This window comes from Psychrobacillus sp. L4 (genome assembly GCF_042944905.1).
Taxonomy (GTDB): Bacteria; Bacillota; Bacilli; order Bacillales_A; family Planococcaceae; genus Psychrobacillus.
In genome coordinates, this window is the sequence record NZ_CP168496.1 from 3,449,216 (window position 1) to 3,465,027 (window position 15,812).

At 36.6% G+C, this 15,812-nt stretch carries 15 protein-coding genes; 4 read left to right on the forward strand and 11 right to left on the reverse strand.

What is annotated here, in order from left to right:
• Window positions 1–51: 51 nt before the first annotated feature.
• Window positions 52–1,071, reverse strand: a complete 1,020-nt coding sequence (locus ACEPXG_RS16615; RefSeq protein ID WP_391204808.1) for a LolA family protein — start codon at window positions 1,069–1,071, stop codon at window positions 52–54.
• Window positions 1,072–1,129: 58 nt separating this feature from the next.
• Entirely contained in the window at window positions 1,130–1,483 is a 354-nt protein-coding gene (gene acpS / locus ACEPXG_RS16620; RefSeq protein WP_391204811.1) for a holo-ACP synthase, read from the reverse strand.
• Window positions 1,484–1,550: 67 nt separating this feature from the next.
• On the opposite strand from acpS, the gene ACEPXG_RS16625 reads away from it, so the two are divergent.
• Window positions 1,551–2,171, forward strand: a complete 621-nt coding sequence (locus ACEPXG_RS16625) for a rhomboid family intramembrane serine protease (RefSeq protein ID WP_391204814.1) — start codon at window positions 1,551–1,553, stop codon at window positions 2,169–2,171.
• Between the two features lie 15 nt (window positions 2,172–2,186).
• Here ACEPXG_RS16625 and ACEPXG_RS16630 read toward each other — a convergent pair whose 3' ends face one another.
• The 7 genes from ACEPXG_RS16630 to ACEPXG_RS16660 form a co-directional block, all read right to left on the reverse strand.
• Window positions 2,187–3,698, reverse strand: a complete 1,512-nt coding sequence (locus ACEPXG_RS16630; protein WP_391204817.1) for a PH domain-containing protein — start codon at window positions 3,696–3,698, stop codon at window positions 2,187–2,189.
• The gene (locus ACEPXG_RS16635) at window positions 3,688–4,167 is read right to left on the reverse strand and encodes a PH domain-containing protein (protein WP_391204820.1); all 480 of its coding nucleotides are present in this window, start codon (window positions 4,165–4,167) and stop codon (window positions 3,688–3,690) included. Before ACEPXG_RS16635 ends, ACEPXG_RS16630 begins: the two co-directional genes overlap by 11 nt.
• A gap of 191 nt (window positions 4,168–4,358) precedes the next feature.
• A complete protein-coding gene (locus tag ACEPXG_RS16640; RefSeq protein ID WP_391117894.1) occupies window positions 4,359–5,927 on the reverse strand; it encodes a DEAD/DEAH box helicase in 1,569 nt (522 codons plus the stop codon).
• Window positions 5,928–6,279: 352 nt separating this feature from the next.
• Complete coding sequence (locus tag ACEPXG_RS16645) at window positions 6,280–6,984, reverse strand: alpha/beta hydrolase (protein ID WP_391204823.1); 705 nt, start codon at window positions 6,982–6,984, stop codon at window positions 6,280–6,282.
• A 23-nt stretch (window positions 6,985–7,007) separates the two neighbouring features.
• Complete coding sequence (locus ACEPXG_RS16650; RefSeq protein ID WP_391204826.1) at window positions 7,008–8,378, reverse strand: UDP-N-acetylmuramoyl-tripeptide--D-alanyl-D-alanine ligase; 1,371 nt, start codon at window positions 8,376–8,378, stop codon at window positions 7,008–7,010.
• Between the two features lie 5 nt (window positions 8,379–8,383).
• Window positions 8,384–9,490, reverse strand: coding sequence for a D-alanine--D-alanine ligase (locus ACEPXG_RS16655; RefSeq protein ID WP_391204829.1), 1,107 nt, complete (start codon window positions 9,488–9,490; stop codon window positions 8,384–8,386).
• 281 nt (window positions 9,491–9,771) lie between these two features.
• Window positions 9,772–10,512: a hypothetical protein gene (locus ACEPXG_RS16660; protein ID WP_391204832.1), complete on the reverse strand. Its 741-nt coding sequence runs from the start codon at window positions 10,510–10,512 to the stop codon at window positions 9,772–9,774.
• A gap of 207 nt (window positions 10,513–10,719) precedes the next feature.
• On the opposite strand from ACEPXG_RS16660, the gene ACEPXG_RS16665 reads away from it, so the two are divergent.
• Window positions 10,720–11,904, forward strand: a complete 1,185-nt coding sequence (locus ACEPXG_RS16665; RefSeq protein ID WP_391204834.1) for an FtsW/RodA/SpoVE family cell cycle protein — start codon at window positions 10,720–10,722, stop codon at window positions 11,902–11,904.
• Window positions 11,905–12,078: 174 nt separating this feature from the next.
• On the opposite strand, the gene ACEPXG_RS16670 is transcribed toward ACEPXG_RS16665, so the two are convergent.
• Window positions 12,079–12,216: an Lmo0850 family protein gene (locus ACEPXG_RS16670; RefSeq protein ID WP_391117906.1), complete on the reverse strand. Its 138-nt coding sequence runs from the start codon at window positions 12,214–12,216 to the stop codon at window positions 12,079–12,081.
• Between the two features lie 178 nt (window positions 12,217–12,394).
• On the opposite strand from ACEPXG_RS16670, the gene ACEPXG_RS16675 reads away from it, so the two are divergent.
• Together ACEPXG_RS16675 and ACEPXG_RS16680 are read left to right on the forward strand one after the other, a co-directional pair.
• Window positions 12,395–12,808, forward strand: coding sequence for a CBS domain-containing protein (locus ACEPXG_RS16675; RefSeq protein WP_391204837.1), 414 nt, complete (start codon window positions 12,395–12,397; stop codon window positions 12,806–12,808).
• Between the two features lie 360 nt (window positions 12,809–13,168).
• Complete coding sequence (locus ACEPXG_RS16680) at window positions 13,169–14,332, forward strand: MFS transporter (protein ID WP_391204840.1); 1,164 nt, start codon at window positions 13,169–13,171, stop codon at window positions 14,330–14,332.
• 78 nt (window positions 14,333–14,410) lie between these two features.
• Here the strand turns inward: ACEPXG_RS16680 and ACEPXG_RS16685 are convergent, their stop codons facing one another.
• Complete coding sequence (locus tag ACEPXG_RS16685; RefSeq protein ID WP_391204842.1) at window positions 14,411–15,715, reverse strand: MFS transporter; 1,305 nt, start codon at window positions 15,713–15,715, stop codon at window positions 14,411–14,413.
• Between the last annotated feature and the right edge of the window lie 97 nt (window positions 15,716–15,812).

The window sequence follows — 15,812 nt, forward strand, 5'->3', positions numbered from 1 at the left end:
AGCATTTTGTACTTATTATCCTCCTCTTAGGAAGAAGTCGTCAATGCAAAATCATTTCAACTCAGATACGGACATGGATGAGGCTACTTCAATCATTTCTTCTTTTGTTAAAGAGGAGGAAGCAAGGAAAAAGGACATACCATCTTGTTCCCATGAGATAGATTGATCTGTAACTGCTCCAATAGCTACACCTAAATCTACAGGATCTCCTGGCGCAAATACTGGAATCGTTGTCGAAGTACTTTTCTCACTAAGCTGCTGAATAATTGTAAACTGTTTGTCACCACTATAGGTTAGTATAACTCGTTTATCCCCTTCTACATTGAGCACTTTTTCATCTAATAAATGCAATTGATCCCACTGTACCATTGGATAGTGCGTCTCAAATGCCGGATTATCTATTTCTGCAGAAGCTTCAACTGTACCTTTATCCGTTTGTCCAGTAGGAGTTTGTTCAATTTGGAATTCTCCAGGCGCATGGACTTTTCCAATAGTCACTTGTTTAAATGTAACACGGATTTGCTCTTCTTTATTTTCGTTTAAGATGGAAACTTGAGTTGGTAATAATGTCTTTTTGTCGATATAAATTCTTTGAACCGGCAGCATGTTTTTGTGATTGTTACTTGTTTTCGTTTCAAACATGTATTTGCCGCCTTCTTCTTTAAATGTAGACGTTTTATCTTTTTTAATGTCTTGTGCAAGCGAACCGATTAAATAGGCTTGGCTATTTTCAGATGGCCATTTGCTTTGAAATTTATACGTTTTGTTTAGTGCAGGTGTTACTACAAAAACACCTTCTTTGTTACGCATAATCATTTGTGTATTTTCGTCGTTCGTATCCGAAACTTTCACACGGTAAAAATCTGGTTTTGTGTGCCATACTTCCACTTGATAAACTTTCGGTTCTTGCCCCGTCATTATACTCATTTCCGCAGTCAACTCATACCCTTTCGTATCTACCCATTTGCTGCTCAACTTCTTTAAAACGTCTTCTTTGGATTGGGCTCCACATGCAGAAAGTAACAGGATCATCGTTAATGCAAATAACCACTTAGCCAATCGGCTTTTCAATCAGTCCATCCTTTCTATTATCACTGCGTTCATTCATTGTATGTAGGTGGACTACCGTTTATGATTGCAGAATTACTTGAGCTGCGGCATATTCTTTTGTATGTGTTATGGATACGAAACCATTCACCTGCTCTCTTTTAAAGTATAGACTCGGCTTACCACTAGACTCCCGTATTATTTCGATATCTTGAAAGCTACATTCTTTGCCAATCCCTGTACCTCTTGCTTTTGCAAATGCTTCTTTCGCTGCGAAACGTCCTGCTAAAAATTCAATTTGTCTATACTCGGACAGTTCTCTCATCTGATCTATTTCTTGTATTGTTAAAATCCGTTCTTCAAATTTCTTCGTTTTAGTTTTTATAGAATTTATTCTATTCAACTCGGTGATATCTAATCCTATTCCAGTAATCATGAAGTTTCTCCTTTCCAAATACCTCTAAAACAGGCTATACTATGAGTAGAAAATTTGAGGTGACGATATGTTTGTAAGAAGAGAAAACTTGAAACAATATATTAAGCTTTATCCTATAGTATCCACATTGCTTGCATTAAATATTTTAATCTTTCTCTTAACATGCATTCCAGTTGTAGGAGTACATTTACGTAACTTAGGAATTGGCTTTAATCTCCTCATTAGTGAAGGCGAGTATTGGCGTTTATTCACACCAATGTTTTTACATGCAGATTTCACGCACTTACTATTTAATATGTTTTCTTTGTATTTATTTGGTCCAGAGCTAGAACAACTAGCAGGAAAAGCCCGCTTTTTAACCATTTATCTTTTAGCTGGCTTAGTTGGAAACGTTGCGACTTACCTACTTTTAGATTGGCGATATCAAAGCCTCGGTGCTAGTGGTGCAATTTATGGTATATTAGGAGCTTTTGGTGCTTTAGTTTATTATACGAGAAATTTCATGCCTCAATTGAAACAAATTATTTTGCCAATTATCGTTATTGGTGTGGTAATGACATTCCTTCAGCCGAATATAAACGTTACTGCACATATATCTGGACTAATAACAGGTTTTATTATTGGAATGATTTATTTCCACCCTAAACGAATCGCAGCATGGAAGAAGAAAAAGTTTAAAATAGTATGAAGGAAAGAACAGCTATTAAACAATTGGCTGTTCTTTCTCCTTTTGTACCGTGTTTGACTTTGTAGGTTGATACCAATTTATTAGCCTTTCTGCGTCTGCTTTATCTAAATGAGGGACTATCGCAGTAGAACCACCCACTCCAGATTTTATCGTAGTGATAATCGAAGAAACGTTCTTTCTTTTTTGAAAAAAAGTCATCCTTTCCGTCATCGATTGAATTCGCTTTTTTTCCATCCAAATAGTTACTTTACTTAAATTTCGATATCTCATCACTAAGTGCAGACCATTTACCGCATATCCCGCGGTTCTATGTTGCCACATCCCAAATATATAGCTTAGAGGCAGCAAGATTAATGATAGAAGGCCAAACGGATAAAAAAAGTAAATAACAGAAGCTGATACTGGAATAATCCAAAGAAAATCTAATCGATAGAAAAACTTTCTCGACCTTTTCGGAACAGGTATGAAGTTAGGTTCCAAATCAAGATCTAGAAAAATCTGTTCCAATACACAATGGATCTTCGTTTTTTTTACTAAAGGAAGCAAACGAATTCTTTCATCTTTTTCTTCAAGGGAACCACCAGCACTATCGACTATAATTGACGCATAGCCAATTAGCTGACGAAAAGGATTCTCTACGACTCTCACTCCTTGAATACGCGAAAGGGGAAGCGTTATTTTCTTCTTCTCTAAAAGTCCCCTCGTAATAACAATCTCATTGTCCTCTATACTAATAGTAAAGTTATAGAAATTAATTAGCGTGAGAATAACAGACACTACCCAAGCAACCAATAATACAAAGAAAACTCCAAGTACTATTATTAGTGCTCCAAATCGAATGAACACAACGATTTCATCATATATCATTTCATATGGAATAATATTAGAAAACTGCGCCGCAAAAACGGCAAGACCTGAGAAAAACACACCCACTCCACCTGATGTACTTGCTAACACAATTAAATCTTTTATTGACATCGTAAAGATTGGTCGAGCTTCTTCCGTTAGAACTACTTCGTGCTGTATTGCTTCATTTAATTCAACTGATTGCTTGCTTTTCGTTTGTATCATTTCTCTTTTTATTTGCTCTGCTGCATCTTTCGTAATTGCCGTTAATACCGCATCCGCTTCTTTTGTTGGCCCGCCTCCCGCTGTTTCTACTTTTACTTTAACGAGTCCGAACGGTCTATGAAAGATGCCCTCTGTATAGTTTAAACTTTGAATCCGTTCAAAAGGAATATACCTCATTTTCTTTACAAACAAACCATATTCAATACGCAGCTCTCCTTCTTCAAACCAGTATCTGAATCTTTTCCATTTAACGATTCCACTCACAAGTAGAAAGATAAGGACGACAGCATAAATACTATAGGTAATAAACGAAGGCCAACCATCGGAGTCCCTGCTTCCTCCAAAACCATTTACTGTAACTACGACTATAAAAGGCAAGATCATATCTTTTAATACTTTTATAAAGTTTATAATTGCTGAAATAGGATGTAACTTGTACTTTTCGTTAAACATCATCTTCGGCCACCCTTGCTAGCACAGATATTCTCCCTCTCAGTTCATCTGCTTCTGCCGTCAAAAGTGCTGGAATAATATGATTCGTAGCTGCTGTAGAAATGGTAATAGATGCTAAATCGTATTTTCGCAATATTGGTCCTTGCTCTGTATCGACATGTTGAACGCGAACCATGGGAACTAAAGTTCTTTTTACAACAAATAAACCGTGTTGTAATTCAATCTCTTGTTCTCGAACTTCGTATCTCCATCGCATCCATCTAACTTTTGGAAATAAATAAATTAAAAAGTATGCCATTAACAGGATAACTACCCCAACAACTATGTATACCCACAAAAAATTTCCAATGAAATAATTAATGACACTTGCCCCTATTCCACTTACCACTACAATGAGTGTTTGAAAGACCCCATATATTCTCCACACTCGTAATCCTTTTTCAGATATTCGATTAATTGGTTCGATTCTCATTTTAAACACCCCTTCCCTAGTCATTGTATACGATTTTCAACCGGAAATGTTTCAAACTAGGTAGGATTCTTAGACGCTATCCAATTTTTCCAACACCTTATCCATTTAAGTTTGCTTATCATCCGATCACCACAATTAAAAAAAGGATGAATCCATACAAAATGTAGGATTCATCCTTTGGAATTGTGCTATTAGTTTTCGCTACGTGTTGAGCGAGTTCTTGTACTGCGTTGTGTAGAACCGTCACGTGGACCACTGCTGCGACGTGCGCCACCGCTACTTGGACGAGAACCGCCACCACCACTTGAACGTGGAGCTCCGCCACGATCGCTACTTCCGCGACCTGCTGATGAACTACGTCCGCCACCGCTGCTACGGTTACCTTTGTAACCACCGCCGCCGCTGCGTCCGCCGCCGCCACCACTACGTTCTCTACGAGCTGGTAATGGGCGTTCTTCAGAAAGAGAGATTGGTGTATCATCTGGCTCTTTCGTCATTGATTTTAAAGCTGCAGCAATTACATCTACTGCTTCAAATTTTCCAAGCATTTCCGCAGCTAATGTGCGATAATCACCTAAATCATTTTTGTTTACAATTTCAGAAAGAGTGTCAATTGCTACACGTTGCTGACCAACTAACGCCTCATCTGAACTAGGTGGAAGAAGTACAGTCATACGTTTTTTCGTCGTATCTTCTACAATACGTAAGTAACCCATTTCTCTTGGTGTTACAAAAGTTACAGCGATACCACTTTTACCTGCGCGTCCTGTACGACCGATACGGTGAACATAGCTTTCAGGGTCTTGCGGAATATCAAAGTTGTACACATGCGTTACGCCAGAAATATCTAATCCACGTGCTGCTACATCTGTTGCAACAAGGATATCAATTTTATTTGATTTGAATTGTTTTAATACTGACATACGTTTCGCTTGACTTAAATCACCGTGAATTCCTTCTGCTAAGTAACCACGAATGCTTAAAGCATGTGCCAATTCGTCTACACGACGTTTTGTACGACCAAAAATAATTGCAAGTTCTGGTTGATGCACATTTAATATTCTAGAAAGAACATCAAATTTTTCACGATCAGTAGCTTTTACATAGAATTGTTCAATATTTTCAACAGTCATTTCTTTTGACTTGATTTTTACTTCAACTGGATCTTTCATGAATCTTTCAGCAATTTTACGAATAGGTCCTGGCATAGTAGCAGAGAACAATAATGTTTGACGTTCAGCAGGAACACTTTCTAAAATTGTGTTGATATCTTCAATGAATCCCATGTTAAGCATTTCATCAGCTTCGTCTAAGATAAGTGTTTGCACTTGATCAAGCTTCAATGTACGACGGTTGATATGGTCTAGAATACGGCCAGGTGTACCAACAATTACTTGAGGTTTATTTTTTAGTGCACGGATTTGACGACCAATTTCTTGTCCACCGTAAACAGATAATAGACGAACCTTTTTGTCATATCCTAATTTATAAAGCTCTTCCGAAACTTGAATTGCAAGTTCACGTGTTGGAGCGATGATTAACGCTTGAATGTTCGGGTTTTTTGTATCAATTTTTTCAATCATAGGGATACCAAAAGCTGCAGTTTTACCTGTACCTGTCTGTGCTTGACCAATAACATCACGGCCACCCATAGCATGTGTAATAGTACCTTCTTGGATTGGTGTTGCTTCTTCAAAACCCATACGTTGAACGGATTTTAGTGTAGAAGCGCTAATATTTAATTCTGAAAAATTTGTCAAAATTTTAATCTCCTTTTTGTTCTGTTTTGACAAATGGTTACATTTTCAGATGAAATTGCGGCAAATTCGAGCCTATACGAGGAACGTTTCCGTTACTTAAAATTCTCTGTGGTTTACAGTTCAGAGGGGTCTTATATAAAGGGAAAGCCCGGTCTTTTGCCGAGCGGTTCGTTAAAAAGGGGCTTCATACCCAACGATTTCAACAAACCGTTATGTTCAAAAAAAAGTACTCTTCAATAATTGCTGAAGAGTCTTCACACAAAATGTATCCATTGCTCTAAACGTAGTATAGCATGCCTTATAATCAGTTGCAATCAATTAGTAACTGTTGTAATTGTTAGTTAATTACTCACTATCCTTTCTCTTCTTTTTCTTTTAAAAATTGAAGTGCTTTATTAAACCAATCTTTACAATCCTCGCTATAACAAATATGGTGCTTGCCAGTCTCAGAATAGATCAACTCTTTTTTCTCGTTGTCCATTTGGTTAAATAGAAACTGAGCTGTCGTATAGGGAACAATACCATCTTTTTTCCCTTGAACTAAACAGACTGGTATTGTAATTTGACCATAATAAGGTTCAACTATACGTACTAATCGCATAAATTCAAAAGCGGCTTGTATGGGAGTAGACTTCCACTTATCTCTATATAACTGGTACAACTGGTTATCTTCTAACTTTCCAGCCATTGCTTCTTTTGCTATTTCACGAATATCTTGCAGTAGTTGCGTCGGATAAATGTATTTCGCAGCTGCGCTTAATAAAACCAGTTTACAAATTGGATAACGATTAGCTAAATATAGTGCAATTACACCACCCATTGAAAATCCAATTACATATACTTGCTCTACATCTTTTTGAAGCTGTCTCAGTGTTTGTTCTGCCGCCATCATCCAATTTTCGGCAGACAATTTGTTAAGGGAAAGTATTTCCCCATGTCCAGGTAGTGTTGGGACAACTATTTTCCAGTCTGTATTTACTTTTAAGAAATCTACAAATGGTTGTAGTTCATAGGGTCCACCGGTAAATCCGTGAATGCAAAGTACTCCTGTTTTCATGCTGTCCCTCCCATTACCTCCTCTTATTTTCGGAAAGGTTCAATTACTTTCTCTAACTTCATACCTCTAGAGCCTTTTACTAAAACAATCGAGTGTTTATCAATATGCTTTTCTAAAAATAAAATTAGTTCTTCATAATTATTTTCAACCCATATAATACTATCTTGATTAAACTTCCCTGCTAATTGATCGTGTAACCATTTCATTCTTGGCCCAAACAAACATACCCCCGCAAATGCCGCATTTGAAATAGATGAACTTATCTCTTCATGGTATTGCTTTTCATTTTCACCAAGCTCTAACATATCTCCAAGTACGAGCCATTTATTAGATTTAATCGTTGACTTTTCCACAAAAGAGATAGCTGCCCGCATCGAGGTGGGGGCGGCATTGTATGCATCATTGATAAAAATTGCGCCATTTTCCGCTTCTACAACTTGCATACGCATTTCTGTTAACACAATATACTTCAATGATTCACGTATTTGTTCTGCTGTTAACCCGACTGCTTTCCCAATTAATAGAGCTGCAAGCGTGTTTTTCACCTGGTGCTCTCCTAGAATTGGAATAGACATTTCTTCCTTTAATTCACCTTCTACACAAAAAGTACTACCTTGTTTCGTAAAGGTCACTTCGGCAATACGCAAATCATTTTGTTCCCCCACACCAAATGATTTTGTATTTATGGAAGGAACTCTTTCCACGAATGATCGTAGCAACGGTTCATCTCCATCATAAAATAATTGTCCATTTTCATTTAAACCAGAAATTATTTCAAATTTTGCTTTTGCAATCCCTTCTCGAGAACCAAGATCTTGCATATGCGCTTCCCCGATATTTGTAATAACTGCAAAAGAAGGCTTTGCAAGATTGGATAGAAACTCTATTTCTCCAAAGGAGCTCATACCCATTTCCAACACAGCAAACTCTGTATCTTCTTCGAGCGAAAGTATCGTCAAAGGCATTCCTAATTCATTATTAAAATTTCCTTCTGTTTTTTTTACATTGAAATAAGGAGAAAGCATACCTGCTACTAAATCCTTTGTGGAGGTTTTTCCATTTGAACCTGTGATTCCGATGAAAATGGTCTTCAACTCCGCGCGATATGCAGCCGCCATTTGCTGTAGTGCTTTTTCTCCATTTTCTACGAACAAAAGAGGTACGTCCTTCGGTGGATTTGGTTCATCCTTTAACCAAAGCGACGCTGCAGCTCCTTTATCAAAAGCATCTTGAACAAAATAATGGCCATTGACATTTTCTCCACGAAAAGGGATAAATATATCTCCCGGTTGCAATGTTCTTGTGTTTATTGAAACACCTGTTATAAGAGGATTTAACTCCGATAAAGCTTCTATCTTTAACCATTCTGCAAGTTCATTTAACCTTTTTTTCAACTTGGTCACTCTCCGTCCTTCGAATGCGCAAGTTGTTGTTTTTCCTCATATCGCTCTATTGCAAGTTCGATCAATTCTTCTATTAACCCTGAATAAGATAATCCAGATTCCATCCAAAGCTTTGGATACATACTAATTGGCGTGAATCCAGGCATGGTATTTACTTCATTGATAATTATCTCTTCATTTTCCGTCACAAAAAAGTCCGCACGAACAAGACCTGAACAATCCAGTACCTTAAAGGCACGTATCGCAGCATCTTCCATCTTCTGCAATAATTCAGTGGAAACATCAGCTGGAATGGCATAATTAGTCGTTCCATCCTTGTATTTCGCATCGTAATCATAAAAATCTTTCGTTGGTAAAACTTCCCCTGCTATAGAGCATCTTGGAGTATCATTTCCAAGAACACTCATTTCTAATTCACGCGCGACAATTCCTTGCTCTACAATAATTTTTCGGTCATATTTAAATGCAACTTCCACTGCATTTAGCAGTTGTTCTCTATTCATTGCTTTAGTGATCCCAACACTTGAGCCCAAATTTGCCGGCTTAACAAATAATGGCCACTTCAAGTTTTCATCAATCTTTTGCAACAAATCAGCTCGATTATTTTTCCACTCATTACGAATAAAATGAACGTAAGGAACTTGAGATAAGCCAGCTTGTGCAAATAGTTGCTTCATCACTACCTTATCCATTCCAGCAGCAGATGCTAAAACGCCATTTCCAACATACGGTAAGTTCAATACTTCTAGTAATCCTTGCACAGTGCCATCTTCACCATTTGGTCCATGAAGTAAAGGAAAAATAACATCCAAATTGGAGTCGCCTTTTTTCTCCACAATGTTTGAATTAGTTGTTTCTACTGGTAAAAAGTTTGTTATATTATTCGGTCTGTTTGATCCTCCACCAAATTGAAGTGTTTCTACTGACTCTGCTGGACCAATTAGAGCATTCCCTTTTCTCCATTCTCCTGTTTGCGTGATAAAAATGGGATAGACTTCAAATTTCTCAAAATTTATCGCTTGCGTTACTGCTCTTGCTGTCAATAATGACACTTCATGCTCAGCAGATTTTCCACCATATAATAAACCTAATTTTATTTTCATTAGTTAAATAACCTCCACGTTTTGGATAGTACTAGTTTATCACGGACAATGTAATTAAATGAACAATTAACCGAATAAATTGCGTAAAATTACAACGAAAATATGACAATATAGAAAGTTAATACTGATTAACAGACATCATGTTTTATAATACCCATAAGGCTAGCATATGCGGTTCCAATGGGAATCGACTTTATTTATTTTGCAAATGGGAAGTAAATTATTTACCTCCACATACATAATAAACGCTTTTGCATCTTTACGAAGCAAAAGCGGTATGTTTATATTTGTATTAACAAATCAGCCGGCTTGTTTAGATGATGCTTCAAGTCCCCTAAGACCTCATCTGGAAATATATTTTCGGGCAGGCTACGAATTTCAATTCCATAGTTTGTTTTATCTAGTTTAAATAAAGACATTAGAACGCCATCTTCATAATAATCGGCGTATGCTTCCACCTTTTCTGAATATAACGCTGGTAACACGACATTATTCTTTTTTCTCCAAAAGGCTGTTGATTTTGTTTTTTCACTTATTTGTTGGTTAAAAGCATTAGCTATTAACTTATATAAATCATCTATATCCCGAAAATATATCTTCGTGATTTGCTCTCCCTCATCCGTCAAATAGACAAATCTATTTTGTAAATGATGGTAAAAAGGTAAACGAAATGCTTCTTTTTTATGGGCAATATATAAGAGCTCTGCTTGTTCTTGAGGAGACAGCATATTTAACTTCCGCTCATCAGAAAAATCGAGTATACATAACTCTGTTGGTCTTTCCAAATAATCTTTTAAGAAACGAGTATATTGATTTTGCACAATAAACTCTAACTGTGTATGAATATTAAATGAAGTATCTTCATATCGGTGTTTCAATAACAAAAGAGCTGACAAATCAGTGAAGTATCTTATGAATTGGTGGACAGATAACCCACTAAATAATGCAAAATGCTCTACTTCATTCACATGTACATATAAATGAGCCAAATATTCTTCTATTTCTTTCTCTTTTTTTGCCACTGAATTCACTCCTTTATCATCTGTTATATATTAGCATATCTTCACCAAACGAAACATCTGTTTTTGTTCTAACGTCTCTAATAACCGACAAGCAAAAAACATTCATTTAGGCTATAATAGGTAAAGCGTTGGCGCTTTTTTTCTGCGACGAGTAAGATGGCGCCTGAAGCAGGAAAATGAAATTCGACAGAAATTTAGGTGACTTGTATGGAAAACAAAAAAGGCTTTGCCGATCGTTTCGATTGGACACTAGCTTTTATCATATTATTATTTTTAATTATAAGCTTATTGGCGATTTCATCTGCAGTTACAACTGGTCAATATGCTGGAACCAACTTTGTAGCCAAACAAGTTTTTTGGTATGTGGTTGGAACTATCATCATCGGTCTAGTTATGTTTTTTGAACCGGAGCAATATAAAAAAATGTCCTGGTATATTTATGGTATCGGGGTGTTCCTTCTATTAATTCTTTTTATCTTGCCTGATAGTATGGCCCTCGTGGCGCGTAAACATGAAGCGAAAAGTTGGTTCCACTTACCTTTCGGGGATATTCAGCCAGCAGAGTTTATGAAGACATTTTACATTTTGGGACTTGCTCGTTTAATTACAAATCATCATGAAAAGTATTTGATGAAGAGTTTGAAATCGGATGTTATATTACTTGGAAAAATTGCTTTAACCATGCTTCTACCATTAGCGTTTATCCTAAAGCAGCCTGACCTCGGTACCGCTCTTGTATTTTTTGCCATTACTGCTGCTTTAGTTATAGTCGCAGGGATTACTTGGAAAATCATCTTACCACTATTTTTAGGTGGAGTGGGTATTGGTGGCCTACTTCTATGGATGGCTATCTATATGCAAGAGTTTTTAGAAGCTAAGTTTGGTTTACAATTATATCAATTTGCCCGAATTTATTCATGGTTAGATCCATATGCCTATGCATCGAATGAAGGAATGCACTTAATTACTTCTTTAAAAGCCATTGGTTCTGGAGAGATTTTTGGCAAGGGATATGGCGGTCGAGTAGTGTATGTTCCTGAAAATCATACTGACTTTATTTTTGCTGTTATTGGGGAAGAATACGGGTTTGTAGGCGCAAGTATAGTCATCAGTCTTTTCTTTTTTCTTATTTTTCATTTAACGAAGATTACACTTCAGTTAAAGGATTCTTATAGTACGTATGTATGTGCCGGAATTATTGCGATGATTACCTTTCATGTATTTGAGAATATTGGCATGACGATTCAATTGCTACCAATTACAGGTATTCCGTTACCGTTTATCAGTTATGGTGGGAGTTCTCTAATGGGGAATCTGCTTGCGATTGGTTTAGTGTTTAGTATGAAGTATCATCATAAAACGTATATGTTCGCTAAGAATGAAGACGACTGAGAAAAGCACAAGCGTCCTTTAAGTGCATCTGGTCTTCACCTTTTTAACGAAAAAAAAGGATCGTGAGATGACTTGGTCACTTCACGATCCTTTTTTCCGGTGATTATGTGGCAGGTGTAAAAAAAGGGTGACTCTAAAGTTCTTTTGTTACGAACTTTTCGAGTCACCCTTTATTCAACTTTGTACGTGAGGACTATTTGCTGGTGGCACTAGTGCTTTAAGCATGTCAAGTCTCGATTTTGTCATTGTAACAGTCACACCAATTTTTGAAAGATTACTTACAATTTTCTTTAAATCAACTTCCTTAGCCATTCTTTCCACCTCGTCCTTTCATTAATTATTACGATTTATTATAAAAAAAGTTTCTTATATTTTAATTTTTTCTCTACCTTATCATACCACTTTTTGTATCGTTTAAATCTTTCATTTTTGTTACATATTTTAATCTTTTGTAAACCAAGCTAGATAATAACAAAAAGGAGTGATTTAAGTGAATGTGAAAGATGTGATGAGTAAAGAAGTCGTTACATGCAATCCACAGGATTATGTGAATGAGGTTGCCGATCAAATGCGCACATTAGATATTGGTTGTCTACCGGTCCTAAGTAACAAAAAACTTGTAGGCATGATTACGGATCGCGATATTGTGACACGATCGGTTGCCAAAGATGCTAAAAGTAAGGTGGAAAATGTTATGACAAAGTCTGTCATTTCGGTATCCCCAGATGACTCAACGGAGGAAGCTTCCATCATTATGGCAAGAAACCAAGTACGTAGGCTTCCGGTTGTCGAGAATAGTGAGCTAGTGGGTTTTGTATCTTTAGCTGACTTAGCATTTCCTTTTCCACATGTGCAGGAAGTTTCTAATGCTATGGAAAGTATATCCGAACCGCGCTATTATTAAACATGGAAGTTGCCCTTTTTTCGAAGGGTAACTTCTTTTTTTATGTTCACGTTGACAGGGAACTTTATCGCAAACGGTCCTTACTTGGAATAGAATAATCATTATCATCCTGACGATATTTATACATTAAAGTAAGCAAATTCATCTCGTTATCCATTGGTTCGTGCATTCGCATACTCACTCATTTCATTCACCCATTAAAAGGAAGGTGATTACTATCATATAGGTTCTAAAAGATTCGTCTGCGCTGGTAAGACTATTCATTTACCCCCCTTTTGTATTATATGTGTATAGATGTCAAACTTATTGGAAACGTGTAATATAGAGTGTAGAAGATTTTCAGAAAGTGGGTTTCTTTGTATGAAAAAAACTATTTTTATATTAATGTCGATACAGTTTTTAGTTTATCTTGGATTTGGGATTATTATTCCTGTATTACCAGAAGTAATTTTACAGCAACACTACAATGAAGTTCATGTAGGGGGCTTATTAACGGTCTATGCATTAGCATCCTTTTTCACTGCCCCACTTTGGGGAATGCTGTCCGATCGAATTGGCCGAAAAACACTTATATTAATTGGACTTGTTGGATTTAGTTTAAGCTTTTGGTTATTTTCTTTATTTTTTGATTCACTGTTCTTGCTGTACTTATCTCGCGTAGTTGGGGGATTATTCTCTGGTGCACTTTATACGGCTGTAACAGGGTTTGCAGCGGATCTATCAGACGAAGAAAACCGCAATAAGTATATGGGCTTTCTTGGAATGTCGATTGGTTTAGGATTTATTTTCGGGCCTGCAATTGGTGGTGTACTCGGTCATGTCAGTTTATCACTGCCATTTATAGTATCTGCTGCTTTATTGTTAGTGATTTTTGTTTATGCTTCGATCATTTTGAAAGAACCAGAACGCTCAGGAGAAGCGAATAAACGTGCACTTCTTCCTAAAGGCGCTGCAAGTCTTTGGACGTACCGGATTAAATACTTATTCCTTTTTTCATTCATGGTAACGTTTTTACTTGCTGGTTTAGAAGCAACATTTCAATTGTTCCAAATTAGGAAAGTGGAAATTACCCCTCTTCAAATAGGCTATCTATTCATGTTCAGTGGTTTTGTAGATGCCGCTATTCAAGGTGGCGTTGTACGACGTATTAAAAATGGTACCGAATCGACTTGGTTATTATATGCACAAATTATTACTGCCATAGGTTTGTTTATGACTGTATTTACGTCCAGTATTTTTTGGGCTGGTTTATCTCTATGTGTGTTCACTGCTGGTAATGCACTTGCAAGAACGACGATTGTTTCCCTAAGTTCTAAAGAGTCAGGTGGAAGTTATGGAACAGCTGCAGGGATGGCGTATTCGATGGATAGTTTAGGTCGAATTATTGGTCCATTATTATTCGCATGGCTGTTTACGGTTCAACCAAATAATATTTATGTCTTATCAAGCGTTCTCGCTGTTCTTTCGATTGGGTTGATCTTTCTATTCCGAAGATCTACTAAAACACTGAGAAATGCAGAGTGAGATTGCTCGATTCGCCTATTTCATTGTAAAAAAGCTAAAGGCCAGGGAGACAGAATGTGTCTCCCTGGCCTTTTTACTTTATTCACTTGCTGTAACTGATATAGATGTATCCTTATTTATTCTTTTTAATTCAGGATGAGCATTTCTAACGACAGACGGTCTAGCAAGGATCAACACAACAATGATTAACACAAGATTTGAGACGATGAGAATAGCTTCAGCAGGTAATACATCATATAATAATCCGTACAGAATCATACCTAGTGGCATTAATGCAGTAGACATCGTTTCTAAAATGGAGAATACGCGACCTTTATAATCATCATCAATCATTTTTTGCATCATTACTAACATTGGCGTATTTGTAATAATCATTGCTGCACCTAAACAGAACATGAGTGAAATATAATAACTAAGTGTCAACACTGATGTCATATCAACCATTAACGGTAAAGCCACTGCTCCCATGATTATCCCCATGATAATAATACTTCTTTTCGAAAGTAACAATGGATACTTCACTTCTTTTCGTGAAGAGAAATAAATGGACATAAGTAACATCCCTACTGCGAAAGCACCTTCCGTAAAACCAAAATGCTCTGAACTCATTTTCAGTTTTTCGATCAAGATAAAGGAATAGCCTACCAGGTATGCACCAAACAAAAAATTTACGAAGAGCGAAATCCATACAATTGCTTTTAGGATTGGTTGATTATTCAAATAACGCAACCCTTCCTTCATATTTTGAAGCATCGATTCTTTATGTTCACCCTCTATGACTTCTTTTCGTTTCGCAAATAACTTAAAATTCATCGTTGATTCCAAAATTACCGCAATTACGGATGCCACTATATACATAATAAGAAATACAGGCATGGATACTGTTCCATATAATAATCCACCAAGTGCTGGACTTCCGATTGCCGCAAAGGAAATTGACATTTGGTTTAATGACATTGCTTTTTGAATTCTATCTTCATCAACAAGTCCTGTAATGGATGAACTAAAAGTTACACCAGAAAACGAGGATGTTAACGATAGAATAACAGTAGTAGCATAAATAGCCACTAATGATAAACCTGCAGTATAAATAACGATTAGTAAACCACCTATAGCTAAGACAGTAGCGATTTGTGCAACAATGACAATCATTTTCCTTGAATACTTATCTGCGGCATATCCAGCAAAAGGCGCAACTAAAGTCCTTGGCAATATACTACAAATAAGATTTAGAGCAAAATTTGAAGCAGAGCCAGTCAGCTGTAAAATATAAAAACTAATTGCAAAAGCATATACTTGCGCCCCAAAACTCGAAATCATCTTGCTAATTGTAAATGTCCATAAATGATACGTGGCTTTTTTAAGCTTTAACACTTCTTCCATTTTAATTTCCCCTTTTCAAAAAAAAGTTTAATTTAATTAAACAAATATTAACATACTGCATCTTCCATTTCAACTAAAAGTTTAATATAATTAAACT

Excerpts from the sequence above, each read along its gene's own strand:
- acpS (WP_391204811.1), bottom strand. The coding sequence starts at position 1,483 with ATGATTACTGGAATAGGATTAGATATCACCGAGTTGAATAGAATAAAT.
- ACEPXG_RS16625 (WP_391204814.1), top strand. The coding sequence starts at position 1,551 with ATGTTTGTAAGAAGAGAAAACTTGAAACAATATATTAAGCTTTATCCT.
- ACEPXG_RS16630 (WP_391204817.1), bottom strand. The coding sequence starts at position 3,698 with ATGATGTTTAACGAAAAGTACAAGTTACATCCTATTTCAGCAATTATA.
- ACEPXG_RS16635 (WP_391204820.1), bottom strand. The coding sequence starts at position 4,167 with ATGAGAATCGAACCAATTAATCGAATATCTGAAAAAGGATTACGAGTG.
- ACEPXG_RS16645 (WP_391204823.1), bottom strand. The coding sequence starts at position 6,984 with ATGAAAACAGGAGTACTTTGCATTCACGGATTTACCGGTGGACCCTAT.
- ACEPXG_RS16655 (WP_391204829.1), bottom strand. The coding sequence starts at position 9,490 with ATGAAAATAAAATTAGGTTTATTATATGGTGGAAAATCTGCTGAGCAT.
- ACEPXG_RS16665 (WP_391204834.1), top strand. The coding sequence starts at position 10,720 with ATGGAAAACAAAAAAGGCTTTGCCGATCGTTTCGATTGGACACTAGCT.
- ACEPXG_RS16670 (WP_391117906.1), bottom strand. The coding sequence starts at position 12,216 with ATGGCTAAGGAAGTTGATTTAAAGAAAATTGTAAGTAATCTTTCAAAA.
- ACEPXG_RS16680 (WP_391204840.1), top strand. The coding sequence starts at position 13,169 with ATGAAAAAAACTATTTTTATATTAATGTCGATACAGTTTTTAGTTTAT.
- ACEPXG_RS16685 (WP_391204842.1), bottom strand. The coding sequence starts at position 15,715 with ATGGAAGAAGTGTTAAAGCTTAAAAAAGCCACGTATCATTTATGGACA.